The 25,628-nt window shown below is 36.0% G+C and carries 27 protein-coding genes and 1 pseudogene; 8 read left to right on the plus strand and 20 right to left on the minus strand.

The features are described from left to right. Positions 1-5 precede the first annotated feature (5 nt). The 4 genes from AC1D0Y_RS11780 to AC1D0Y_RS11795 all read left to right on the plus strand — a co-directional run bounded on the left by AC1D0Y_RS11780 (position 6) and on the right by AC1D0Y_RS11795 (position 2,924). Complete coding sequence (locus AC1D0Y_RS11780; RefSeq protein WP_102812708.1) at positions 6-1,268, plus strand: dicarboxylate/amino acid:cation symporter; 1,263 nt, start codon at positions 6-8, stop codon at positions 1,266-1,268. Between the two features lie 137 nt (positions 1,269-1,405). Beyond that, on the plus strand, positions 1,406-1,540 hold the full coding sequence (locus AC1D0Y_RS11785) for a hypothetical protein (RefSeq protein ID WP_013057043.1): 135 nt from the start codon (positions 1,406-1,408) through the stop codon (positions 1,538-1,540). 150 nt (positions 1,541-1,690) lie between these two features. Next, positions 1,691-1,876, plus strand: a complete 186-nt coding sequence (locus AC1D0Y_RS11790; protein ID WP_477707593.1) for a hypothetical protein — start codon at positions 1,691-1,693, stop codon at positions 1,874-1,876. Between the two features lie 136 nt (positions 1,877-2,012). Then, complete coding sequence (locus AC1D0Y_RS11795; protein WP_060745652.1) at positions 2,013-2,924, plus strand: LysR family transcriptional regulator; 912 nt, start codon at positions 2,013-2,015, stop codon at positions 2,922-2,924. A gap of 186 nt (positions 2,925-3,110) precedes the next feature. On the opposite strand, the gene AC1D0Y_RS11800 is transcribed toward AC1D0Y_RS11795, so the two are convergent. The 8 genes from AC1D0Y_RS11800 to AC1D0Y_RS11835 all read right to left on the minus strand — a co-directional run bounded on the left by AC1D0Y_RS11800 (position 3,111) and on the right by AC1D0Y_RS11835 (position 10,356). Beyond that, the gene (locus tag AC1D0Y_RS11800; protein ID WP_060745653.1) at positions 3,111-3,797 is read right to left on the minus strand and encodes an O-methyltransferase; all 687 of its coding nucleotides are present in this window, start codon (positions 3,795-3,797) and stop codon (positions 3,111-3,113) included. A gap of 125 nt (positions 3,798-3,922) precedes the next feature. Then, on the minus strand, positions 3,923-4,642 hold the full coding sequence (locus tag AC1D0Y_RS11805) for a pentapeptide repeat-containing protein (RefSeq protein ID WP_060745654.1): 720 nt from the start codon (positions 4,640-4,642) through the stop codon (positions 3,923-3,925). An 18-nt stretch (positions 4,643-4,660) separates the two neighbouring features. Then, positions 4,661-4,990 (minus strand): PadR family transcriptional regulator, encoded by a 330-nt coding sequence (locus AC1D0Y_RS11810; RefSeq protein ID WP_477707594.1) that lies wholly within the window; start codon positions 4,988-4,990, stop codon positions 4,661-4,663. A 156-nt stretch (positions 4,991-5,146) separates the two neighbouring features. Then, positions 5,147-5,725, minus strand: a complete 579-nt coding sequence (locus tag AC1D0Y_RS11815; RefSeq protein WP_060745655.1) for a GNAT family N-acetyltransferase — start codon at positions 5,723-5,725, stop codon at positions 5,147-5,149. Between the two features lie 181 nt (positions 5,726-5,906). Continuing rightward, on the minus strand, positions 5,907-6,380 hold the full coding sequence (locus AC1D0Y_RS11820; protein WP_013083145.1) for a hypothetical protein: 474 nt from the start codon (positions 6,378-6,380) through the stop codon (positions 5,907-5,909). A 244-nt stretch (positions 6,381-6,624) separates the two neighbouring features. Beyond that, a complete protein-coding gene (locus AC1D0Y_RS11825) occupies positions 6,625-8,085 on the minus strand; it encodes an aminoacyl-histidine dipeptidase (protein WP_060745656.1) in 1,461 nt (486 codons plus the stop codon). Between the two features lie 194 nt (positions 8,086-8,279). Then, entirely contained in the window at positions 8,280-9,056 is a 777-nt protein-coding gene (locus AC1D0Y_RS11830; protein WP_060745657.1) for a 3-hydroxybutyrate dehydrogenase, read from the minus strand. A 19-nt stretch (positions 9,057-9,075) separates the two neighbouring features. Then, complete coding sequence (locus tag AC1D0Y_RS11835) at positions 9,076-10,356, minus strand: GntP family permease (protein ID WP_081085233.1); 1,281 nt, start codon at positions 10,354-10,356, stop codon at positions 9,076-9,078. A 337-nt stretch (positions 10,357-10,693) separates the two neighbouring features. Between AC1D0Y_RS11835 and AC1D0Y_RS11840 the strand changes: the two genes are divergently transcribed. Then, positions 10,694-11,293, plus strand: coding sequence for a DedA family protein (locus tag AC1D0Y_RS11840; RefSeq protein ID WP_028408546.1), 600 nt, complete (start codon positions 10,694-10,696; stop codon positions 11,291-11,293). Positions 11,294-11,331: 38 nt separating this feature from the next. On the opposite strand, the gene AC1D0Y_RS11845 is transcribed toward AC1D0Y_RS11840, so the two are convergent. The 3 genes from AC1D0Y_RS11845 to AC1D0Y_RS11855 form a co-directional block, all read right to left on the minus strand. Further along, positions 11,332-12,639: a CitMHS family transporter gene (locus AC1D0Y_RS11845; protein ID WP_028408547.1), complete on the minus strand. Its 1,308-nt coding sequence runs from the start codon at positions 12,637-12,639 to the stop codon at positions 11,332-11,334. Positions 12,640-12,836: 197 nt separating this feature from the next. Continuing rightward, positions 12,837-13,544, minus strand: coding sequence for a response regulator (locus tag AC1D0Y_RS11850; RefSeq protein ID WP_060745659.1), 708 nt, complete (start codon positions 13,542-13,544; stop codon positions 12,837-12,839). Beyond that, entirely contained in the window at positions 13,541-15,037 is a 1,497-nt protein-coding gene (locus AC1D0Y_RS11855) for an ATP-binding protein (RefSeq protein ID WP_240717288.1), read from the minus strand. The genes AC1D0Y_RS11850 and AC1D0Y_RS11855 overlap by 4 nt, the downstream gene beginning before the upstream one ends. 306 nt (positions 15,038-15,343) lie before the next feature. Between AC1D0Y_RS11855 and AC1D0Y_RS11860 the strand changes: the two genes are divergently transcribed. From AC1D0Y_RS11860 to AC1D0Y_RS11870, 3 genes are all read left to right on the plus strand, one after another. Next, complete coding sequence (locus tag AC1D0Y_RS11860; protein WP_060745660.1) at positions 15,344-16,114, plus strand: SDR family NAD(P)-dependent oxidoreductase; 771 nt, start codon at positions 15,344-15,346, stop codon at positions 16,112-16,114. A 171-nt stretch (positions 16,115-16,285) separates the two neighbouring features. Further along, positions 16,286-16,426 carry a small, acid-soluble spore protein L gene (gene sspL, locus AC1D0Y_RS11865; RefSeq protein WP_060745661.1) on the plus strand — a complete coding sequence of 47 codons (141 nt, stop codon included), beginning with the start codon at positions 16,286-16,288 and terminating at the stop codon, positions 16,424-16,426. A 303-nt stretch (positions 16,427-16,729) separates the two neighbouring features. Continuing rightward, on the plus strand, positions 16,730-17,401 hold the full coding sequence (locus AC1D0Y_RS11870; protein WP_060745662.1) for an NAD(P)H-dependent oxidoreductase: 672 nt from the start codon (positions 16,730-16,732) through the stop codon (positions 17,399-17,401). Positions 17,402-17,430: 29 nt separating this feature from the next. Here the strand turns inward: AC1D0Y_RS11870 and AC1D0Y_RS11875 are convergent, their stop codons facing one another. From AC1D0Y_RS11875 to AC1D0Y_RS11915, 9 genes and pseudogenes are all read right to left on the minus strand, one after another. Further along, entirely contained in the window at positions 17,431-17,718 is a 288-nt protein-coding gene (locus AC1D0Y_RS11875) for a hypothetical protein (protein ID WP_060745778.1), read from the minus strand. Between the two features lie 118 nt (positions 17,719-17,836). Further along, entirely contained in the window at positions 17,837-18,055 is a 219-nt protein-coding gene (locus AC1D0Y_RS11880) for a spore germination protein (RefSeq protein WP_060745663.1), read from the minus strand. A gap of 164 nt (positions 18,056-18,219) precedes the next feature. Beyond that, positions 18,220-18,888 carry a fructose-6-phosphate aldolase gene (gene fsa / locus AC1D0Y_RS11885; RefSeq protein ID WP_013057026.1) on the minus strand — a complete coding sequence of 223 codons (669 nt, stop codon included), beginning with the start codon at positions 18,886-18,888 and terminating at the stop codon, positions 18,220-18,222. Between the two features lie 276 nt (positions 18,889-19,164). After that, positions 19,165-19,905, minus strand: a complete 741-nt coding sequence (locus AC1D0Y_RS11890) for a metallophosphoesterase family protein (RefSeq protein ID WP_016764089.1) — start codon at positions 19,903-19,905, stop codon at positions 19,165-19,167. Positions 19,906-20,212: 307 nt separating this feature from the next. Continuing rightward, positions 20,213-21,811 (minus strand): annotated as a pseudogene (locus AC1D0Y_RS11895) (M4 family metallopeptidase); the annotation flags it as partial. Positions 21,812-22,416: 605 nt separating this feature from the next. Next, positions 22,417-22,548 (minus strand): YjcZ family sporulation protein, encoded by a 132-nt coding sequence (locus AC1D0Y_RS11900; protein WP_016764087.1) that lies wholly within the window; start codon positions 22,546-22,548, stop codon positions 22,417-22,419. Between the two features lie 260 nt (positions 22,549-22,808). Continuing rightward, positions 22,809-23,021 (minus strand): hypothetical protein, encoded by a 213-nt coding sequence (locus AC1D0Y_RS11905; protein ID WP_013083131.1) that lies wholly within the window; start codon positions 23,019-23,021, stop codon positions 22,809-22,811. An 89-nt stretch (positions 23,022-23,110) separates the two neighbouring features. Continuing rightward, positions 23,111-25,198, minus strand: coding sequence for a PAS domain S-box protein (locus AC1D0Y_RS11910; protein ID WP_060745665.1), 2,088 nt, complete (start codon positions 25,196-25,198; stop codon positions 23,111-23,113). A gap of 135 nt (positions 25,199-25,333) precedes the next feature. Continuing rightward, the gene (locus AC1D0Y_RS11915) at positions 25,334-25,600 is read right to left on the minus strand and encodes a hypothetical protein (RefSeq protein ID WP_014460133.1); all 267 of its coding nucleotides are present in this window, start codon (positions 25,598-25,600) and stop codon (positions 25,334-25,336) included. Between the last annotated feature and the right edge of the window lie 28 nt (positions 25,601-25,628).

Here is a 25,628-nt window from a genome sequence, read left to right on the forward strand (position 1 = left end):
TAACTATGGTTTTAAGTGTATTTAAAACGTACAGATCATCGCTTATTCTGCTTCTCGCTATTTTAATTGGCGGGATAGCAGGATATGCTATCGGGCCCGATGTGGCAGTCGTAAAGCCCTTTGGTGATTTGTTTCTTAATTTGATGTTCATGATTATCGTTCCCCTTGTCTTTTTTAGTGTGGCTTCGGCGATCGCAAACATGAATGAAATGAAGCGTCTTGGTAAAATTATGCTAGGTATCGCCGTTGTGTTTATCGCCACTGCTGCTGTTTCAGCCGTTTTAGGCTTTTTAGGCGCATCACTTTACAATCCGCTACATAATGTAGATACTTCTGCCATTAAAGAATTGATGGGTGACAGTGAAAATACAGCTGAAAAAATGACGCTTTTAACTCAGCTTGTTAGTACATTTACTGTACCTGATTTTGTTCAGTTATTTTCGAAAGAGCACATTTTACAATTAATTGTCTTTGCCGTTATTTTCGGTATTGCTACAACGATGGCTGGCGAAAAAGGACAGCCCATGGTGAAATTTCTGACTTCCGGTCAAGAAGTATCGATGAAGGTTGTTAAAATTGTGATGTACTATGCTCCAATTGGTTTAGGGTGCTATTTTGCTACTGTAGTAGGAGAACTTGGACCAAAGATCTTACAAGGGTACGCTAGAGCATTTATTCTTTATTTATTAATTGCAATCGTTTACTATTTCGGTTTCTTTACGCTATATGCATGGATTGCTGGCGGTAAAGCAGGAATTAAGCTGTTTTGGAAAAATGCAGCTGCTCCTTCTATCACGGCTATTGCTACCTGTTCTTCTGCTGCATCTATTCCAGTCAATTTAGATGCAACAAAGAAAATGGGTGTGCCGCTGGATATTGCTGAAACGGTGATTCCATTAGGAGCAAACACCCATAAAGATGGTTCTGTTATCGGTGGTATTCTAAAAATTGTTTTCTTATTCAGTTTGTTTGGCAAAGATATGACGTCTGCTACGAGTATTTTGAGCATATTAGGCGTAGCCTTTTTAGTTGGAGCCGTAATGGGAGCAATCCCTGGAGGCGGTATGATTGGCGAAATGTTAATCATTACAATTTACGGATTTTCGCCAGAAGTTCTGCCCATTATTGCGGTCATTTCCACAATTATTGACGCCCCTGCTACGCTTTTAAACAGTACGGGAAATACAGTAACAGCGATGCTTGTTACAAGGTTTACAGAAGGAAAAGACTGGATTAACAAAATTATCACCACCGATAAAGTCGCCTAGCAAAAAAGCAAAGGGAACAGTTTAGTGACTCTCCCTTTGCTTTTTTCGTGTGCAGTAATATCGATAGCGGTGTATAAAGTCTGTAAATACGCACATTCTATAGGTATGTTTCATAACCGAACTGGAGGTGTCGTCTAATGAGTAACGCTGCGGGAGGTTCAAAGAAAAATCAACCGAATGATGCGAATCATGTAAGCGCAGAAACAAAAGCTCATCAAAAACGTCTCACTGAGCAAAACAAACAAGAACATCAAGCTGAAGAGCGAAAATAAAATGACGTTAAAGAGCGCAGCACCTGCGTTCTTTAACGTCATTTTATTTTTAGAGAGAACTTCATAACTCCGCTCATTATAGGTCTATCGTACAACCTCCTTTCAAACTTTTACATATTCTATTAATAGGTTTGTAAAAGGAGGAATGATATGATGTTTTCTTGGCTAGAGATTACAACCGCAGCCTTTGGACTTTCAGTTATTTTGATAAGTTTTGCATTTTTGCCCGAACGTACATGCAAAAATCTTTATATTCCTCATCAGCTAGCAGCAAAATCTATGTTTCTCTATAAAAAGATTATGCGTTTTATTAATCAATTTCGACAGAAATTTTAGTTCATTTCCTTTCCCTGGTTTTATTCATTGGATATATCCTCCCCCTTTTTAATTAGCGCATTTACAGTAAATAATTTAATGGTTAAAATAAAGAGTAAAGAAAAAGGATAAGCAGTTTGCAGAAATGGAGTTTCACATGGAAATCAGAGACTTAGAATACTTTATAGAGGTAGCGAATCATAAGAATTTTACAAAGGCAGCGCTGCAAGTTCATTTGTCTCAAACAGCTTTAAGTAAAGCCGTCAAAAAAGTAGAAAATGAACTAGGATTTGAGCTTCTTGATCGTTCAACAAGAGAATTAAAGCTAACCGATGCAGGAGAAGTTGTGTATCACCAAGCAACTAAAGCTCTGTCGGTGTTAAAAGACATGCCTCACTTGTTGGGAGATTTAATGAACTTGCAAACAGGGCAAATCAAGATGGGAGTCCCTCCGCTCATCGGAACCTTGTTTTTCCCGAAGATTGCAAAAGCATTTAATGAACAATACCCTAAAGTATCTCTAGAGCTTATTGAATTTGGAGCAAAAAAAATTGAAGCACTTGTGGAAGAGGCTGGTGTAGATATGGGGATCGTTATGCTTCCTCTTACAAGCGGTCATGATGAACATTTTCACGTATACCCGTTCGTTAAGGAGAGATTTCTTTTATACGCGCATAAAAACCATCCTCTAGCGAAACGTTCTTCCGTCTGGATGAAAGAATTGGAGCATGAAAAATTCATTATGTTTAGTGAAGAATTTACGCTGCACGACCGGTTAATTCAAGATGCTTTAAAATCAGGCTTTGTGCCTTCTATAGCGTATAAAAGTTCTCAATGGGATTTAATTATTGAATTAACAACGGCAGAACTAGGTATTGCTATTTTACCCGAATCGCTTTATGCCAAAGTGAAAGATCCCAATATTACTACCGTACCTATTGCAGATCCTGAAATGATGTGGGAACTTGGAATTATTCTGTTAAAAGAACGCTACAGTTCATTCGCTGTACGAGAATTGATTAATTTTTTAACCGAAAAACAAATGACAGATAAATTGGGGCCCATTTAAAAAGAGTCTGGAACAAAATTATGTTAGTTCAAGGACAATCCGAACGAGTTTGGTTGAGAATCCAACTCGTTCGGATTTTTTCGTGGGGAAGCTGAACGTAGGTTTCATGTATGTATTTGCTTCTAGCTGTTGATTGGATGGGTTTCGTTATGTCTCCGTCTCTTTTTATGTGTAATACAAATTTTATCATTCAATAATCCCTACAATGAATCCATCATAGCCTTTGCTTCCAACGGTTTGTATAGCCGTGGCGCTGATTCGTTTTTCTTGAGCCAGAACATTCATAAATTGGCGAATTCCCTTTACATTTTCATCTTCACTTTCTGAGTTCACCACATGCCCTTGACGAACAACATTATCACAAATAATCGTACTTCCTCTTTTCGATAATTCTAGAGCCCACTTTAAGTAATTTGGGTTATTCGGCTTGTCAGCATCAATAAAGATAAGATCAAACGGCTCTGTTCCCTTATCCTTTAATACAGCTAATGTATCAAGCCCGGGGCCGACAAGGACTTCTACTAAGTGGCTTACTCCCGCTCTTTTTAAATTAGCTCTTGCTACTTCTGCATGCTGAGCGCTCAATTCGAGCGTAATCAGCTGTCCGTCTTTCGGAAGAGCTCTGGCTAGCCAAATCGTGCTGTATCCTCCAAGAGTACCAATTTCCAAAATGCGTTGAGCTCCTTTTAATGAAGCTAACAAATGCAGAAACTTTCCTTGACTAGGCGATACGTCGATGGCAGGTAATCCAGCCTCTTGATTTGCCTTCAATACCTCATCAAGAATAGGGTCAGGTTGTATAAGCTTATCATTCATATAAAGATCCACTTCATTCCAAATTTCATATATAGACATTTCCATACTCCTCCACATAAGTGATAAAAGCTTTATTATTTCTATGAATGTGTTCTAGCTCTCTAATAAACTATCCTGCTCGCTCTTAAAAAGAATTGTTATATGTCCATAAAAAAAGACCTTCAGAGAGGTCTTTTTTATCTTTAAATAATCGTAACTTTACTCAGATCTATCTTGGCACTTTTTAAAAAGTTATATGTCAATTTATCCATTTTTGCACCTTCAAAATCGGATTTTTTTAAATCTGATCCTCGAAACTGTACATTTAGCAAAGTGGCGTTGCGAAATGAGGCTTTTTTTAATGATGTTCCTTCAAAAATTGTTCCCTTAAATGTTTCCTCGTCAAATACAATGTCTGTTAAATTACATTGCTTAAAGTACGTATTGTCATAGATACAGTCTTTAAAACTGGCCTGTTTAAAATTTGCCCATTTAAATTGTACGCCTGTTAAATTAACGTGATGAAATATCGCTTTCGTTAAATTGCTGCTTTTAAACATGCTGTCCGTAAGATCTGCGTAGCTAAAATCAGATTCATTCAAATTACTGGCATTAAATTTCCCTTTATACACCGATACAGAACGAAAATCAGATTTTGTAAGCTCGGTCTTTGAAAAATCCATAGGGACGGTTTGCTTTAATTCCTTGGTTTCTACATTCATTGATTGAATCAGTTCTGTGATATCGCCGATAGAATTGATTGTCATATAATAAGCCTGTTCTTCATTATGCCCATCTTTTTTATAATCTGTAAATTTTTCCTGTAAGTTCTGTGATAGTTCTTCCTCTAAATCTTGAACATTTTCTACATCCTGATAAGGAGCCAAAATGTTATGCACATGATTTTTTATTTTTTCGTTCATTTATAACATCATCCTTTCTCACAACAATAAATCAATAATTTTTTTCGCTTGCTCCCAATTTTCTTTGTTTTGTTTATATACGTTTTTTCCTTGTTCTGTAATTTTATAATATTTTCTGCGGCCGCCTTGTACAGCATCTCCCCAGTAAGAAAGAATATGGCCGTCTTTTTCAAGACGCTTCAAGCTTGAATACATTGTGGCTTCTTTTAATTCATACTGCTCTTTAGAATAGGTATAAATAAGCTTACTAATTTCATACCCATACTTATCGCCGCTGAGAAGTAATTTCAAAATCATTGTATCTGTATGTCCCCGAAGTAAATCTGAAGACATTTTTGTATATCCCAAAGTATCACCTCTTTATGTATAATTTAAATCATATTACTATGACAGTCAAGGTATTATATTTAATAAAATACACTAATATATAATTGCACATATGTAAACAGCTTAACAGTAGAAAATAGCCGGGAGAAACGTACCGGCTATTTTCTAGGAGACACCTTATTCTTCGTTATAACTGAGCTTAAATACTATCGGCGTACTTTCTGCTGATATTTTCCAAACCATGTGATGATACCCCTTGCTCCAGTAATCTTTTACTAAATAATCAGGGATTCCAAATATGTTTTTCCATACTTCTTGAGCATTTTTGTATCCGCTGTCCAAACAAATTTTTTTAATTTCTCTGCTTTGAAGCGTAAGCAGCATAGTATGTAAAAGCAGTGTGCCTACACCTTTTCTTTGGTACTTTGGATGAACAAAAACTGTGCCGATTTCAATCCATCCTTGCAGGTCTCCTTTTGTACACGATGTAATTAATTCACTAACAGGACCATATTCAATACAGCCAATAATCTTATTGGTGCACGTATCTATTCCGAGCCAAAAGAATCGATGTTTTCCACCGCTATCAAGGTCACTTTTTAAATATTGTGCTTTACTTTCAATTTCTATTTGTATATCGTTCACCATGTCTGATAGACCCTCTTTATGAAAGGTATCTGTGATTACTTCATTAAAAAGCTCGTGGAGTTCTGCGCGGTCTTCTATTTTTGGTCTTCTTATTTCAATATGATGCAATGTTCATTCCTCCTTGTTATTTCACGGCAGAATATGAAGCTTTACCATTATTATTTATTATTTATCAATCTATGTTGATACTCCTTTTCTCTTTCTACTGTTTTTCCAATAAAAAAGCACGAGAAACTTTGAGTTCTCGTACTTTTTTATAATATGGATTCTGCTTTTCTATTGGGAACTGTTAATACTGGTTCACAAAGCTCTGGATTTTACATACGAATTCAGAAAGGTTCTCCTTTATCTCTTTGTCCTCTGTTTTCTCTACTTGCTCCTGTATGGCATCAATCATTAAACGTGCTCTTTTAGGATCTATAGAGGCCGGTTGGCTGCTGTTGTTTGATAGACTTTTCAAAATTTGATTAGTCATTTTGTTTTTATCGTGAATATAAAATAATATTTGAGGAACTTGATTAATTAACAAATTTACGTATCTGCGAAACTCCTCTATCTCATATAATTCTCTTGAATTACCTTTAAAGCCATCAACGGAAAGCATAAGACTCTGGTAGCCTTTATCACTGCGTTGATTAAGTGCTTTAATCACTTTCAAAAACCGATCGAACTTTAGATAGCGTATTTCGTCTTTCCTTAATTCTAAAAATTCAATTTCTCCTTTTTCCAAAAAGGGATCTTTGATAAGACTATTATCATTCATATACATTCTCTCCCTACTAATTTATTAGTTGCAGAGCTTGTTTTGAATTCATTTGTCTATCGTTTTAGTAATTGTTTACCTCTTTTAGGCCCGTTTTAAAACCTTTATTTGTAAAACGCTTACATAAGTGTTCTCAATTGCCTGACGTGTTGACGGAATTCTGCTTATTATCTGATAAATGACCAATGAAAAAGAGCTCCTTTACAGAAGCTCTTTTTTAAAAATTATAGAGATGCTGATAACTTTATATCTTATTTGCTTCTTTTAATACCGCTAATAAGTATTCCCATGTCTTAATAGTAGACGGAATGCTCAGATGTTCATCAGGTGTATGAACGTCGTACATATCGGGGCCGAGCGAAATGGCGTCTAATCCAGAGATTTTTTCCAGGAAAATACCGCATTCAATTCCAGCATGGATGGCGATGACCTCCGCCTCTTCCCCATACTTTTCTTTGTAAACCTTTTTACATAATTCACGAATTTTTGAATCTGCATTGTACGCCCATTCAGGGTAATTACCTTTTGTTTCAACTCTTCCTCCGACTACTTGAGCAAGTATGTGCACTTGACTTACTATTTTTTCTTTTAAGCTTTTTACTGAGCTGCGGATTTCATTTTGAAAAACAACCTCAGACTCTGTCGTCGTAATCACACCTAAGTTGGTAGAAGATTCTACTAATCCTTCGATATTCATACTCATGCTTTGAACGCCGTTTGGTGTTAGCATAATAGCTTGTACAATTCGTTCTGTCGTTTCTTTTGTAAAACATTTCTCATCGGAAGAAAATTTGTTTATTTTTACATATACGCTCGGATCAGCCGCTTGTAATTCATTTTTTACTATTTCGTTCCACTCACGAATCTTATTTTCTAGCTTTCCTACCTCAGAAGGCTCAACTGATAGAATTGCTTCTGATTCACGGGGAATCGCATTTGATTTTAATCCTCCACTAATGCTGCTTAAAGAATAGGGAAGTTCATGTTGTAAATCATATAAAACTCTCCCTAGCAGTTTATTAGCATTTCCTCTTTCTTTATCAATTTCCATTCCAGAATGTCCGCCGCGCAGTCCACCGATGCTTAAGCTATATGTTTCTGAGTTATCGGAAGACGATTCCCAGTCTACGGGAATACGAAGCACGCTTTTTACCCCGCCTGCGCTGCTGACAAGCAGCTTTCCGTCCTCTTCTGTATCAAGGTTAATAAAGATTTTCCCTTCAAAATGAGCTGGACTTACAGCAATGGCTCCGCCCATAGTTGTTTCTTCCTCAGTAGTAATGACTACTTCAAGAGAGGGGTGAGCTATATCATGAGCATCTAGTAAAGCCAGTGCATATGCAACGGCAATCCCGTTGTCAGCTCCTAGCGTAGTACCATTTGCATAAAGCATATCTTCCACAATTCGCAGTTGAAGCGGATCTTTTTCAAAATCATGCACAGTCCCTTTATTTAACTCGCATACCATGTCCATATGTCCTTGCAAAATGATGGCTGGAGCATGTTCATATCCTTTAGCGGCCGGCTTTTTAATAATTACATTTAAAGCCTCGTCTTGGATAACTTCAAGGCTTCTTTCTTTTGCAAAAGAAACTAAATAGTCACTAATTTTCTTTTCATTTCCAGATTCTCTAGGAATAGCTGAAATTTCGTTAAAAAAATAAAAAACCGGATGTTTAATTAATTCATTTACTGTTTGCACCATATGTATCATCCTTTCTAAACTGTAGGCTTTTTTATCATACTATTTATCTTTATAGGAGAAATAGTATGAGGCTTTTTTTATGTATAGCCTAATTATATTTTAACGTTGATTAACTCAATAGAATAGATATAACCTAAAAAAGCATAAATGAGCCCGTTGGACTCATTTATGCTTTTAATGATTTATTTTATTTTTTATTGAGCTGTATATCCGCCGTCCATTACTACCGCTTGACCAGTTACACCTTTTGCTTTACTACTCGCCAAGAAGATAGCATAGTCAGCAATTTCGCTCACGTCTAATAATCTTTTTTGAGGGACTAAAGGATAAATAACTTCTTCAAGCACGCTCTCTAATGGTACGTTTCTTGTTTTAGCTAAATCATCTAACTGACCTCTTACTAGCGGTGTATCCACATAGCCAGGACAAAGTGCATTCACCGTAATACCATGTGCTGCGCCTTCAAGAGCAGCTACTTTTGTTAGCCCTATTACACCGTGTTTAGCACTGTTATAAGCTGCTTTGCCCGCAAAACCGATTAAACCGTTGATAGAAGAAACGTTAATAATACGTCCGAACCCTTGCTTTTTCATAATCGGAAACGCGTGCTTAATCGCCATAAATGGAGCTGTTAGCATAATTTTAATCATTAACTCATATTTTTCAGTTGGGAACTCTTCGATTGGAGAAACATGCTGCAAGCCAGCGTTATTAATGAACGTATGAACCGCTCCAAAATGTGCGTTTGCCGTTTCAATTAAATGTTTGATTTCTTCTTCTTTTGTTACATCGGCTTTGACACCAAGCGCTTCAAATCCAGCTTCACGAAGTTTTTGTGCTGCAGCTTCTACAGCAGCTTGATCAATGTCGGATAACACAATTTTTCCGCCGTTTTCTGCGAATCTTTTACCTATTTCAAACCCAATTCCTCTTGCTGCTCCTGTGATTACAATTACTTGATTTTCAACCATGTGTATTCTCCTCCTGTTTTTAAATAATACCGGCTGCCGCTAATGCGACTCCTGCAAATAAAGCGATTGTCGGGATGATAAATGCAACAACAAATACGTCTTTATACGTTTCTTTATGCCGAAGACCAGTTACGGCTAATAGTGTTAACAACGCACCGTTATGCGGTAAAATAGATGCACCTGACGCAACACTTGCAATACGGTGAAGAGCATCAGCACTTAAATTCGTTGTTTGAGACAAGTGATACCACGTATCTCCTAATGCTTGAAGCGCAATACCCATACCGCCGGATGCTGAGCCCGTGATCATCGCTAGCACTTGAACGCTTAATGCTTCTGAAACGAGCGGATTACTCGAAATGTTTAGCAACACATGCGTGACATCTTTAAACTCTGGAACTGCTGTAATAACCGAGCCAAAACCTACTGCTGCACTCGTATTAATAACAGCCATCACGGATCCTTTTGCTCCTTCATTTATAGAAGAAATAAACGTCTTGTAGTGTTTAAAATTAATAAGTAAAATAGAAAAAATACCAATTAATAACGAAACGATAGGCTCCCATTTTAAAACGTTTAATGTCACGACAACGACAATCAGCGGTAAAATAGCTAATATTACATTCATCGAGTCCTGTTCTTCACTCGCTGCGACTGATGATTCATTAGGCTCAGTAAACCCTTGATTTTTAGCTTTTAATTTTTTATCGCGATAAGCTAACCATAAATACCCTCCCACCGCCATAATAAGACCTGAGACAATTCCAATAATCGAACCGGACATTGCATTGGTTTTAAATGTAGCAGTCGGAATCAGATTTTGAATTTGAGGCGTACCTGGAATCGCTGTCATTGTAAACGTAAATGCTCCGAGTGCAATGGTTGCTGGCAGTAAATTTCGCGATACGTTGGCTTCTCGAAATAACGCGATTGCTAAAGGATAAATCGCAAAGACCACAACGAATAGACTCACTCCGCCATATGTCAAAATGGCGGAAGCAATCAGCACCCCTAAAATGGCTCTTTTACTTCCAAATAATTTAGCAATACGCTGCGCCAACGACTTAGCTGCGCCTGTATCTTCCATTAGCTTTCCGAAGACGGCTCCTAATAAAAAGATGGGGAACCATTTTGCAGCGAAATCTACAAACCCTCCCATATACACATCTGTATAAGTAGGCAGTACTTTTAAACCACTAAAGTAAGCAATGAATGTAGCTACAACAGGTGCCACCCAGATAATAGACCATCCTAGATAAGCAAAAAACATCAACAATAACAATCCTACAATAATAACCACACGGTAACCTCCTTTCCTTTTAATACATATACATAATGGATTATTTCACAACACAACAAGTTTACACCCGCTAGTTTTATAAGTAAAATGAATAAAAGGAATCAAAACTATGAATAAAAGTCGTAGTTTATTTAAAAATTCACACTCGATTATTTTCCCCATATAATTTCACTCTGAGTAGAAGCTATAAAATACACTTCCTTCCTTTTTCTTTGTACAAGCTAAGTTTTTTTCTGTCACATCCCACTTTCTTCCTTTATTTTCTTTTCTTTTATAAGTTTTTCCAAACATATAGATGGGTACTTGAATGTTATGACACAGAAAAAGAGGCGATCTTATGCTACATTTCATAACAGACTTACTGAAACAATTTGGAATTTGGGGACTTTTAAGCGGACTGGCCATTGAGGCTTCCTCCCTGCCGTTTCCCGGTTCTCTTCTCACCCTTACCTACGGATACTTATTAAACATGCACATAGTGCAATTATTATTAATTGCTCTTGCGGGAAGCGCCGTTTATACAGCTTTTAGCTTTATACCGTATGGGATAGGCTATAAATTAGAGGATAAGGTAAAGAAAAAATTATCAAAAAAGAAAAAAGCATTTGAGAAATCACAAAAATGGTTTAAAAAATGCGGATTATGGAGTATTGCGATTGCTCGTCCTTTAGGGCTCGGCAACTACATTTCCTATCTTTCGGGGCTATCTAAAGTGAAACCTATTCCGTTTGCTCTGCTCACATTTCTTGGTATCTTTCCTTTGAATATTGCCATGCTTTGGTTAGGGCAAATCGGAAACTTTAAGTCCATTCAATCTTTTATCTCAGATGCACAAACCTATATTTTAATTGCAGCGGTAGTAGCTGTATGCGGATTTTTAATTTATAAGTTCTATTTTAAAAAAAGCAGCTGCAGCGAACAGTCTAGTTCAACGTAAGAGTATAAAAAAAAGACCCTTTGGGGTCTTTTTTTATATCAAATAGAAATAACACCTAAAATTAACGCAGCTATTGTCATCACTGCCGTAGTTCCTAGCGCCCACTTAATTAAAAAGCGTTGTAAATCACTAAATTCAATTCCTACCATTCCAATTAATAAGTGAGCTGCTGCTACCAAGGGACTTATCACGTGAACGGGTTGTCCTAAGATAGCAGCTCTTCCAATTTCAGCTGCGCTAATGCCATAACTTTCGGCAGCTTGAGCAATAATCGGCAATACGCCAAAATAAAAGGCATTATTGGACATAAAAAATGTAAAAGGAGCACTTAAAAATGCTACTACAACTGGCAAAAAAGGGCCCATTGCATCTGGGATTATTCCTACAAGTGTATTTGCCATAGCATCAATCATCTTTGTTCCAGACATAATTCCTGTAAAAATACCTGCTGCAATAACAATTGAAACGACGGCTACCGCATTATTTGCATGAGATGAAATTCGCTGCTGTTGATCTTTGATGTTTGGATAATTTATTAATAATGCAATAGCAAACGCTACCATGAACAAAAGCATCAGCGACATAAAGTCCATAATTAAGCACACCATAAGACTAACGGTAAGGAGAAAATTAAACCATACTAACTTAGGACGTCGATAGTCTAAATGTTGCGCTGTTCCCTCTAATTCATCTGCATGTGCGATTTCATTTGCAGAATGTTTAATATTGATAACTCCTAACCTTTTTCTTTCCCTTCTTCCAAGGACAACAGAAACAAATAGCACCCATAGAAGCCCAAAACCCATTACAGGTATTAAAGGCAAAAACAACTGAGACGAATCTAAATTTAATGAACTCATAGCCATAGCAGAAGCACCTCCCCACGGAGTCATATTCATAACTCCCATAGATAGCATCGCAACTCCTGCTAGGATAAGCGGGTTCATTTCTAGGCGTTTGTATAATGGAAGCAAAGAAGAGACCGTTATCATATAGGTAGTAGTTCCATCACCATCTAAAGCAACCATCATTGAAAGCACAGCAGTTCCGACCACGATTTTTAGAGGATCTCCTTTTACAACCTTTAAAATGAAGGAAACGAGAGGGTCAAACAATCCTGAATCAATCATTAATCCAAAATATAAAATAGCAAATAAAATCATAATAGCTGTAGGAGCAATATCTTTTACACCCTCTAGCATCATAGGTCCCATTCCGCTAGCAAACCCACCTATTAAACCAAATATAATTGGAATAATGATAAGAGCAACCATTGGGGTAAGTCGCTTCGACATAATTAAATACATGAATACTGCAACCATTAAAAATCCTAATAAAGAAAGCACGGATATTTTTCCTCCTTTTTGATAACGTTTTCATTTTTTCTTGCTACACGTTACTAAAAAGGTATCACTTGTTAAAGCAGGTTCATAGATAATCACCATAAGTTTAATATCTTTTATAAAAGTAATTCTTTTCATTTTTTTCATGCGTCATTTCTACATAAAAACGAGATAGCGGACAAAGAACCGCTATCTCGTTTTTATGTAGAATTAGTTACTCGGTATTTCCGCTCAGGCCTCCCTACACTTCCATACACTATTTCCACCTGCATTTCTTTACAAGATACTAAATACTCTAAGTACCTTCTCATTGTTGAATAACTGATACCTACTAGTTGAGCAAACTCATCTACATTCAAGCTCTGCTGAACTTCGCGAACTTTATCTCTTACTAAACGAAGAGTATGTTTATCAATCCCTTTAGGAAGTTCTGTTACTGCAGCTGCTGATTGAGTGCGGCGGTTATGATGTGTTCTAAATAAATGGTCTATTTTATCTTGGTTTATCATTTTATTTTCGGTTAATTCTATTCTTGTAGACTGATAATGTTTTAAAGTAGATAAAAATTTATCAATAATTACAGGTTTCACCAAATAACCAAATGCTCCTCCTCTTATTGCTTCCTCAACTGTTTCAACATCATTGGCTGCCGTTATTAAAATAATATCGATTCCTCGATACTTCTTTCTGATTTCCCATAACAGTTCCACTCCGTTGATATCTGGTAAAAAAACGTCTAATAAAATTAATTGCGGTGTAAATATTGTTAGTAATTCTAAAGCCTGTTCTCCAGATCCTGCGGTTGCAACAACAGTGAAATGCTCTAGTTTCTTAGTAAACTGTTCATAAATTTGTGCAGCTGTAGAATCATCTTCTATAATCATGACATTAATTTGATTTTCAGTCATATCGATTCTTCCTTTTCATTATTTAATAGCTTTGGGATTACTAATGTGAATCTTGCTCCTTGTAACATACTTTTGCTTATGTATAGTTCACCTTTGAGCAGCTCTACAGATCTTTTAACAATAGTCAATCCAATTCCGTGATTTTCACCTTTTTTCGTTGTGTAACCATCTATAAAAATCATATTTTCTACTTCTTTTGATATCCCATGTCCATTGTCTTCAACTTCAAAAATCAGGTCATTTCCTACATCTGTAAAAGATACCAGCACGTTCCCTTTATGTTCTCGCACAGCCTCGAGCGCATTATCAATTAAATTCCCCAAGATGGAAACAACGTTTTTTGCGTCTTCGATATCTAAAGTACTTGTTAAATTACTATCTTGGTCAATTTCTAAAGTAACATCTAATTCTTTCGAACGATTGATCTTTCCAAGTAAGCATGCCGCAATCAAAGGATCCTTTACAGAAGACATTAAAAAAGAAATAATATCTTGGCGTTCCTTTACCTCTGATGAAATCATTTGCATGACATGCTCATACTTCTTTAACTTTAACAATCCATAAATCACGTTCAGCTTATTTAAAAATTCATGATTTTGAGCACGTAAATTATCAGAAAACATTTTAATTTTAGAAATCTCTTCTGTCAATTCTTCAATTTGAGATAAAGTTCTTATAGTAAGGACGATGCCCTGCACTTCTTTTTTTCTTACAATAGGAGATAAATCCAAAATATACTGCTGACCATCTAGTACAAGGGACTGGTTAGAATACACCCGCTGCTTTTCTATCGCTTGATCAATTAGCTGTCCTAGACGGGCGTTCTTTATCTCTCCTCCTATTTGAAGATGACCAAATAGTTCTCTAGCCCTTCTGTTCATTGACGTTACATATTTTTCAACATTTACAGTAACAGTAGCATCTCGAATAGATTCAAGAGTAGCCTCCTTTTCTTTAAAAAGAAAGGAAATCTCCTCCGGTTCCAGTCCAAATATTAGTCTTTTTACCCGCCTTGCAATGAAAAAAGCTCCAAATGCTCCAATAAGAAAAGGAATACAGGACAATTTAATAATTTTTATTCTATAATCATTAATCTGTTTTTCTATATTGCTTACAAGAAACCCTACTGACGAAACGCCTATTACGTTTCCTCGGCTATCCCATATGGGGGTCTTGGCTTTAATTGCAAATCCTGAAATTCCTTTTCCTTTATAAATAATGGATTGATGCTCCTTTAAAGAAGCTTCGTTGCTTGTTTTAGTATGTTTTCCAATATAGCTACTATTGGGATGAGAATAGCGGATTCCTTTATCATTGGCGATGGTGACATAATCTGCCCCAGTGGTTTTTCTTATTTTTTCTGCAACAGGTTGGATATGCTCAGAAGGATTTTTATTCTTAAAAGCTTTTACAATCATTTTGTCTTCAGAAGCTAATTTTGCTACTGTCATAGCTTGCTTACCTACATATTTTTCAACAATTTCATCTATCATTGCAGAAAATAAAATGCATACAAGGACGGTACTCACAAGAATAACTACCGTAATAAGTAATGTAATTTGGGCAAGTAAGCTAGGTCTTCTACTCACATTGAGAAAACGCATACATTCCTCCTTTTAATGAAATGAAATTTCGGCTGTTGTTTCAAGTGTAGCATAAAAGCAAAAAAGTTTAGCACTCAACTTCAAATGTTTATAAATAGACTTCTAAAGGGAAAAACAAATCGAATAAACGCTTGACTTAAAGTATACTTTAACAATTATAATCAATTCGAAAACATCGAAAATGGAGGAATCAACATGGAATATACAGTAATCACTGGCGCAAGTTCAGGAATTGGATATGAAACAGCTTTAGCTTTCGCAGCACGCGGAAAAAATCTTATATTGGCTGCACGTAGAGAGGACAAGCTAGAAGAGTTAAAAGAAAAGATTGAAGAACTGAATCAAGATGTAAATGTTATTGTCCAGTCGGTTGATTTATCCGTGGCAGAAAATGCTCATACGTTTTATGAGTCACTCAAAAAGTATGAATTAGAAACTTGGATTAACAATGCGGGATTCGGAAACTTTGCTTCTGTCGGTGAACAAAAATTAACTAAAATTGAAACAATGCTTCATTTAAATATTGAAGCCTTAACCATTCTTTCTTCTCTATTTGTAAGAGATTATGAAAACGTTGAAGGTACACAGCTTATTAATGTCTCTTCTGGAGGCGGCTACACCATTGTGGCTGATGCGGTAACTTATTGCGCAACAAAATTCTACGTAAGTGCATTTACAGAAGGTCTTTCTCAAGAATTAAAAGGAAGAGGAGCAAAAATGCAGGCTAAAGTTCTAGCTCCGGCAGCTACTGAAACAGAATTTGCACAGCGTTCGATGGATATGAGTGATTTTGAATACGAAGGACGAGTACCTAAGTTTCATACATCAAAAGAAATGGCTGCTTTTATGCTGGACCTTTATGATAGCAATAAAACGGTAGGGCTTGTAGATGGCGTGACTTACGAATTTCAATTAAAAGATCCTATCTATCCATACGCAGACAGAGCGACAAGCTCAGATTCTTAAACAAAAAACACCCTTCCAAGGGTGTTTTTTTATGTCCGTTTAAATGAGTAACTATTTTGTTTATGTAATGAAGATGCTTAAAGATAATCTTTTCCTATTTATCTTTCCACGCTTGACTTCCTAATTTTTGTTTTGCTTTTTGTACATACTAACCGAACGGAGGTGACGAAAATGGGTACAAAAAAATCTGCTAACCGCGGTCAAGCGGCTCCTGGAGTTAACCATCAAGGACACGGAAAAGATGTCGAATTTTCAACAGAACCAAAAAGTGAACTTGAAAACAAAGCGAAAAAATCAAATACAAAAATTTAATTAAAAAGGAGAAGATCACTCTTCTCCTCTCTTCCTTCTCTTAATTACTTTTTCGAAAACGAAACTCCACAGATTGTTTACTCCTTTCTGCTTCTTATAAAACTGCATTAATAGTATAAAAAAGTATACTATACAACAAAAATGTGCGTACTTGTTAGGATGATTTATATGATTTATGATAAATTTGCAAACGGGTTTTATGACAAATTGTATGTTAACTAACTGTTAGTTGTAAGCTATACAGGGTATAGGATACTCTAAACAGTTCATCACTAAATATTTTTACAGAAAGGTTGTTTACACATGAACAATACAGATAAAAAACAAGAAATTTTAGACGCATTTAACTTTCGTCATGCTACAAAAGAGTTTGATCCAACGAAGAAAATTTCCGATGAAGATTTCCAATTCATTTTAGAAACGGGACGCCTATCTCCAAGCTCAGTAGGTTATGAGCCGTGGAAGTTTTTAGTCGTTGAAAATAAAGATTTAAAAGAAAAATTAAAAGCTGTTTCTTGGGGAGCACAAGGCCAAATTCCTACAGCAAGTCATTTTGTTATTATTCTTTCTCGCACAGACGCAAGATATGACTCTGAATATGTATTGGATCTTCAGAAGAACGTCAAAGAAATGCCGGATGACGTATTAGAGACATTAATGCCTCGTTATAAAGATTTCCAAGAAAATGATTTTCACTTGTTCGAAAGCAAGCGAGCACTATTTGATTGGGCTAGCAAACAATCTTATATTGCACTAGGTAATATGATGACATCAGCTGCTCAAATTGGTATTGATTCTTGTCCGATTGAAGGGTTTAACTATGACCAAGTACATGAAATTCTAAAAGAAGAAGGATTACTAGAAGACGGTAAGTTTGATATTTCCGTTATGGTTGCGTTCGGCTACCGAATTCATGAGCCTAAGCGTGGAAAAACAAGAAGAAGTATGGATCAAGTTGTACAGTGGATAAAATAATAACAAAAAAAGAAGGGCTGACAGCAATGTCACCCCTTCTTTTTTATATCTTTATATGCTGCTATAAAATCATCAGGATCGGTTTGTATGGTATAAGCGAACATTCCTTGATTTGTATGTAAATATAAAAAGCCGCTGTCTTTTGAAACGCATTTGTAGGAGATGTCAAATACGGCATTAATGGGAAAGCAATCGTTTTGTGTTTCAATACTATCAGCGTATAAATACATATCTTTTGAATGCTGAATCGTCACCTTTTGTGTTCGTTTTATTTTTCTTTCAACGTATGTATAAGGAATCATAGAAATAATGCTCATAGCACCGCTCAAACCCCTTCCTCATGAATGTTTTCTTTTAAAAGTCAAAACACCTTGTTAACAAAACTCTATCACTTACCAAAAAACAATTCCAGAAATACTCTTTCTGGAATTGTTTTCAAGATTGCTGCTCTTTATTTTCTTCACCTTTGCAAAAGTCGATATTACTGTTTGTCATAGAGGCAATAGCAGGAGAGCCGTTTCCAAACGAAAAACAAGCTCCTACCGATTTTGTATTTGCCGTGTGACTATTTTGTACAACACAGCCTACGCTTACGTTCGAGTTATCTTTTAACCCGTTAGTCACGATATTTTCAATGTTAATAATACAGCTCATTTTAACACCTCTTTCGTTTCTATTAACGTATGTCATCTCTGCATATATGTATAGGATGTTCGCCTATTATTGATAAGTTGTTTGCTGCAAAATAGAAAAAAAGAATCTTCGTATACTCTTTAAGCAGAGAAGACACTAAAGTGATGTCTTCTCCTTCAGTGAATTTAACTTTTTACAGCTTTTTCCCAGTCTGATGCAAATTTTTCAATTCCTTGCTCTGTTAACGGGTGTTTTACTAATTGTTCAATTACGGCATACGGAATTGTAGCAATATGAGCCCCAGCAAGAGCTACTCGTGTGACGTGATCTGGGTGTCTGACTGACGCTGCTATAATTTGTGAGTCAATGTGTTGAATTCGAAATAGCTCTGCAATTCGAGATACCAGATAAACACCGTCTTCTGAAATATCGTCTAAGCGCCCTAAAAATGGCGATACGTACGTGGCACCGGCACGAGCTGCTAGAAGCGCTTGATTCACTGTAAAAATTAACGTTACGTTTGTTTTTACGCCTTTTTTAGCTAGATAACGGGTTGCTTCCAATCCAGCAATGGTCATAGGAAGTTTAATCGTTATATTTTTGTCTCCTCCATTAATTTTTATCAGCTCTTCTGCTTGAGCAATCATGTCATCTGCTGTTACTGTGTCGGGCGTGACTTCTGCTGAAACGGATTCTACTTCCGGGACGGTTTTTAAAATTTCTTCGATGCGATCTTCAAACTTTACGCCTTCTTTCGCTACTAGCGAAGGGTTTGTGGTAACACCTGATAATACCCCAATTTTATATGCTTTTTTAATATCTTCCAGGTTAGCTGTATCAATAAAAAATTTCATCATGTATTCCTCCACTCGTTATGGTAAAAACAGCTTTTCAGGGGCGTTTTTGCATGACTTTATGTTCAAATAGAATTGCCCTCTTCATATTGTCTTCATAAAATAAAATTTATTTCCTTTCAAATGCTGTATGTTTTTCTCCAAGTTTTCCCTTCCTTAAATTCATTGGAATAACTTTTATTTGCATGTATCATACTAATGGTGTTGAAAAACCCCTCATATACTCCAATAAAAAACCTTCAGTATTTATACTGAAGGTTGAAATACATTCTATTCTTAATTTTTCAGTCCTCTATAGCGAGCTGTTTTTAATTCTTGAACGTAGGGTTCAAAGTCCGGCATCTCTACAGCTCTCGCCAATTCGATAGCCTTTTCAATATCGTATGGAATACGTACAAATTGAATAGAAAATGCTGAAGGACTTTCGTCTTGATCCTTTCCTTCTAAGATAAGATAAGAAGCTTGTGGTAAATCAAGCGGGTTTCCTACACTTCCTACATTGCATAGCGTTTTCCCTTTAATATGTTGAATAAATGCATTATGTACATCTCCGTAACAGATAACATCCGGCTCTCTTGATCCTTTTATATTTTCCGTATATTCCGTATTAGCAAATAGACTAAGGCGCTTTTCAAGTGAATCCCAGGGTTGAATTCGATCATAAAGACTTCTAGGTGAAGCGTGAAACATTCTAATTAATTTTCCGCTCATCATAAACTCAACGGAAAAAGGAAGTTCCTTTAAGTATGCCTCTTGGGCTGAACTTAACTTCTTCTGATGCCATTTCAACGCTTCGAATTCCGCAGGCTTTGTAATGAAGTCATCCCAGTTTCCCATTACTGTTACTTCGCACTTTTCTTTTATGATATCAATCGCTTTACTTGAATCCGGTCCTTTTCCTACTAAATCACCTAGACAAATGATGCGATGGATATCTCGCTGTTGTATGTCAGCTAAAACTGCTTCTAAAGCTGGAAGATTTCCGTGGATATCTGAAATAACAGCAATTTTGTCCATTGATTCCTCCACTCCTTTTTCATATGTATGTATTCAATTCTTTTCTTTATTATAACATTTTATAATAAGACCGTTTACTAAAACGTGTTCTCTTCATTTAACAAGCAACAGTATAATTCGAATGGACATAAAAGGGAGGAATAAGAAGTGGATTTTTATAGATCAAGAAGAAATCTGTTTTCCTTATTTATTAACATAAAATAAAGGAGTACTGTAATATATTTATACGAGTACTCCTTTATTGGTAGTAAGGTAGTATAGAGAGTCGTAAGATACCTCATTTATCTTGCGACTTTTGGTTTATAACTTATTGAACACCAACTGCGTCAAATGACTTGCCTACTGAAATTACTTCTTGAGAGCCTGAACCGTATAGATCAGCAGCAGCTTGTACTAAACCTGCACGCGCTTGGCTAAACGTTGTAGACTGAGTGAAGTATAGCGTATTAGCACGGTAATAAATTTTCCCTAGCTTATCGCCGCCGATGCCTGTTACAGTAACCCCGTAATGCGTTCCTCCGTTAGCTAGCAAGTAGGCAGCTTTGTTGATAATACCGCTGTTTGTATGAACTCCGCCGTTGTCACTAGAACCTGTATAGCGCTTTGAATAATGATCCGGATCTCCATATTTTGCTGGGTTGCTCATTGAACGAAGGGCATCACCGCTTGTTCCAGGCGTGTAAATATCTTCTCCAATTTCCCAATCTGGATTTCGGTTGTCATAGTATTCTACCAATGTTCCGAAAATATCGGAAATCGCTTCGTTTAATGCACCTGATTCATATTGATAGATTAAATTAGAACTTCTTTCTGTGACCGCATGCGTCAATTCATGTCCGATAACATCTAACCCTCCTGATAGCGGAACAAAAGTAGTTCCATCTCCATCTCCATATACCATTTGAGAGCCATTCCAAAATGCATTGTTGTAGCCGCTGCTATAATGAACAGTTGATTTTAGCGCAGCTCCTGCATTGTCATAGGAGTTGCGGTTAAATTTGTTTTTATAATAATCATACGTCACACCTGCATAATAGTGAGCATCTACTGCAGCTGCATCGCGGGTTGCATTGTACGTATTATCCGTGTCTGCCCATAGCGTACCTGGAAGAGATGTACGATTTTTTGCATCGTACGTATAGATTGTCGCCCCTCTTGTATTATCTTGTAAGTAGTAAGTAGAACTAGATAACGTTGTCTTTAACGATTTAGTATCTCCAAGCACTCCTTTACCTGAACCAATAGCATTTGTGCCTGTTACAGGTTTCGCTGCCGGCTTTGCCGCTTGCTTCACATCGGCTTTTGGACCAGCTACGGAATCAATTGTATTGTACTTATCTAGCACTTTACCGCTAATAGCATCAACAAAGTAATAATAGTTGCCTGGTTCAGGATTTAAGAAATTCAAATTTACTACATAAGCATACGTTGTGTCTGAACCATTTTGATAAACATACAGTTCAGATGAAGGGGATTTTTCATACGTCGGTTTAAAGCCTAAGTCTTTTTCAGCTGCTTGAATCGCCTTTTTGCTGTCAACTTGCTTCTGGCCTTTTAGCTTTTCCTTTTTATCTAAATCAGGAGCTACTGTACCTGATACAACTTTTAAGGTTCCATCTTTCGCTACGTGTGCTAATTGAGTAGATCCCCAAACAGGAATATTATTATATACCTGCTGCAAGCGTACAACGGTTGCTTGTTCAACGGGATCTTTCACTACTTCTGTCACTTTAAATGAGTTTTGAGCATTTTCGTTTCCTAATTTATATTTGTCTTTATTTGTATTCATATAATGAAATACGACGTCTTGAGCTTTCTGTGATGATGGGGCTGAAAGCTTTCCAGAAATAAACTCAGGAGATTTAATTTCTTTGTTATACTTTTCGGTTGAAAGTACATTATTTGGCGCGGCACTGCTCGTATGTGCAAAAGCAAATGATGAAGAAAGGATACCAACTGATAATAATACCTTTAAAGCCTGTTTTTTCTTTTTCATAGTTTTTTCTCCCTATCCCTAGTAAATTTAATTACCGCAATTTTTCTGTTAATTGTGATAATTAGCAACATTATAGCAACTAAAAATTACTACGTCTATATATTATTTTAATATTCCTATTATTATGAAAATTAAGAATAAATCTTTTACAATAAGTCTTTTTTACCTATTTAAACTATATGAAAATCATTTATGTTGATTTTCAGACAAGTAAAATAATTCTTTTAGTCAGCGGATAAAAACTAGCGTTCTATGGAGTGTTATTCGGTCTTATTATCAGTACTGCGAAGCATTTTACAAAAATTACTTATAAGGAAAATTATAAATTTCAGACCTTTTTGGTGGCTTAAATTTACTCTTCCTCTTCAATTTTTTATTTTTTTAATCTATTAATTAAATTTTTTGTATGTTTTTTATGTACATGCACAACATTATTTTATTATAGTACTGCCCTTCTTATGAACATAAAAAAGCACGAATCTACTAAAATTTTTGTAAATCCGTGCTTTTTCTGTTTATTTCAAGCATGTACAACCAACGATAACTAATAAAACAAATAGTACAACGATTAATGCAAAACCGCCACCGTAACTACCGTAGCCGCCGTAGCCATAACCACCGCCGTAACCCCAGTTGTAAAATCCCATTTCACTTCACCTCCGTAGCCTGTTTACTCTATAGCATATGTACAGGCTAGAAAAAATGCTCGCCCATTTATCGCCCTTTTATGACGATAAAAAAGAGATTGAGACATAACAAAATCACTCCAATCAACCGCTAGAAGCAACCGACTAGATTAAAGCCATGTTCACCATAACAATAAAAAAATCCGAACGATGAATCGTTCGGATCTTCCTTCAACTAAAATACTTTTGTCACAGCCTCTTTTAAGATAACAAATATTAACTTATTTACTTTTAGAAGCTTGTTCTTTAAAGCGAAGTATGTAATACGGAACAATACAAATAACCGCCAAAACAAGAGCCGTTAAACTAACTATGCGGGGATTATTAAGCCCAAAAGAATAGTCTCCAAAAGATGCTCCAATCGCAATAATAGCAAAAATAATATACAGAATACGAAATATGTTAATCCACTTTTTCTGTTTAATCGTAACCACTCCTTTGCTTATTTTCCTTCAACATAGAATATTATAACTTTACTAAACAACTTGTTGCAAAATTTCTTCTTCCTTTAACTGATTACCTTTTATTCTAACGGTAAACAAATTTCCACACTTGTCCCTTTGTTTACTTCACTTTCAATACTAAGAGTTCCTTTATGCTGTTGGATAATATTGAAGCAGATCATTAACCCTAACCCGATTCCGTCTTCTTTAATACTGTAAAATGGTTCACCTAAATGTTTGATGCGTTCTTTTGAAATTCCTACACCTTCATCAATAATTTGAATATGAATATGATTGTGTTCCTTTTTTCTCAGCTCAACTTTAATTTCTCCTCCTGAAGGCATTGCTTCAATCGCATTCTTAAAAATATTTATAAATACCTGTTTCATTTGATTGCTTTCACAATATACAAAAGGCATTTCTCCATATGAGTTAAGTTCAATAAAGATGTTTTTCATGGTTGCCTGAGGCTGCAGCAATAAAATCACTTGTTGAATTAACAGCTGCAAATCAATCGACTGAAATGTTACGGCCTGTGGTTTTGCCACAGACATGAATTCATCTGTAATCATTTCAATACGCTCAATTTCAGAGGATATAATGTTCATATAGGTTAACTCTTCTTTACTCGCTTTTTCAGTTAATAGCTGCATAAACCCTTTGATGGCCGTTAAAGGATTTCTAATTTCATGAGCAATAGCTGTAGCAAGCTGCCCGACTGCTGCTAATTTTTCAGATTTCTGCAGCAGCTCTTCTGTTTTTAAGTACTCTGTTCTGTCTCTTGAAACAATAAGAAGTACTTTTTTGTTTTCTATATTGAACAACTTTCCACTATATTCTAGGTTTTTTATTTCGCCAGACTTAAATGTAAACTGTGATTGCAGCGTAAAAGAAAGATTTCCGTTGCGAATTTCTTCGACTGTTTTTTGAACAATGTCAGAATCTCTAGGTATAATATCGTGGCAAGGCATGGATAAAAGCTCTTCTCTCGTATATCCAAAGCGCTTACATCCAGCTTCATTTACTTCAACAAAACGAGAAGGAAAATGATCCGGCCCTATTTCAAGTAAATAAATTGCGTCATTTGCGTACTCAAATAACGTGCGATATTTCAACTCACTTTCTTTAAGCCTACGATGCAGCAAGTCAAGCTCTTCCTTTGCTTTTTTAGCTTCAGATATATCCACACATACTCCAGACAAACCTACCAACTCATCTTTCCCATTAAAAATTGGAGAAATGGTGATGCGAAGGTCTACTAAACTTCCATCTTTACGAGCTCTTACAACTTCTACTCGATTGATTGCCTCTTTTTCAGCAACAGTCTTTTTTATATTCTCATGTACATCCTCACTAAAAGCTCCTGCTATATCATAATATTTTTTCCCAATGACTTCATGGGATTTCCAGCCATATACTTTTTCATAAGCTTCATTAACTCGCAAGATTCGCCCTTCTAAATCAGTTATAATAACCGCATCCATGTGATGATTAATAAAAGATTCCAGCTGTTCTTTCGTATATTCTAGTTCTTTTTTCATTATCCTAACAAAAAAAGAATCTTCTTCATCCTTACATGAATCTGATCCAGCATAAGCAGCTTCTTCTGCTACAGCGTAAAATTTACGATAAAACTCTATCGTCGCCACGGCTACTCCCAGTCCGAGAATTCCGAACACTAAATATTCTATTTCGCTATAAAACGGCGATTGAATAGGTGTATTCCAGAAGTAATTTGTCAGTAAGACATGAACGATAAAATGAATAAAGAAACAAAGAAGAGATTGTTTTAATAAAGAAAACTGCTTTCTATATCGAATAAGAGGAAGGGAAAACAAAAAGGTAAAGATTAAAATTAAGATAGTCAGTAACCAATGACTTTCTAAATAGATACTGCACACAGCCATAGTGATACCTGCAACTGCACCGGCTCTGTAACCAAAGTATAGAACGGTCAAAATAAGAGGAAGAAAACGTAAATCATATGTAATCTGTTGATACGTAACGCTATATACCATAAGAATAGCAGAAACAATACTTGCATAAATACCACTCATCCATTTGTATTTATGGGCTAGACGCTGTAACAAAAATATTCTTATCGCAATCATAATACTGACAAAAAACGAAAAAATACATAAGTTAACAAATAATCCGCTACTAATCACTCCTTCTATTCCTCCTTTACTTGTAAATATGCGTAAAATAATTCCCTTATATAGAGAGTGTAACATGAATAAGCGCTGCTATTTATAAAATTAATAAAAAAACTAGTCCCGCCCGAGGCAAGACTAGTTTTTTTATTATCTATGCTGATCTTGATACATAGGTCCTTCTGAAATCATATTGCTTTCAGAAACGTACGTAGGATCTGAATGCGCATCTTTATTTAGGCTAGCATTTACCTGCTGTTTTTTAGATAAACTTGAAAGTTTTACTTTGGCACTTCGAACAAGTCCTTTTACTTTTCGTCGTTTCGCAGCATCGCTTAATATATAAGACGTAATGCCGACTCCTACCGTTGATAGCGTAATACCTGATATCAATGCTTTTTGTTTTCGTTTTCTCATAATAACTCCTTCCTTGTACCTTTTTGAA

Source organism: Priestia sp. P1_B12_1, from assembly GCF_056406695.1.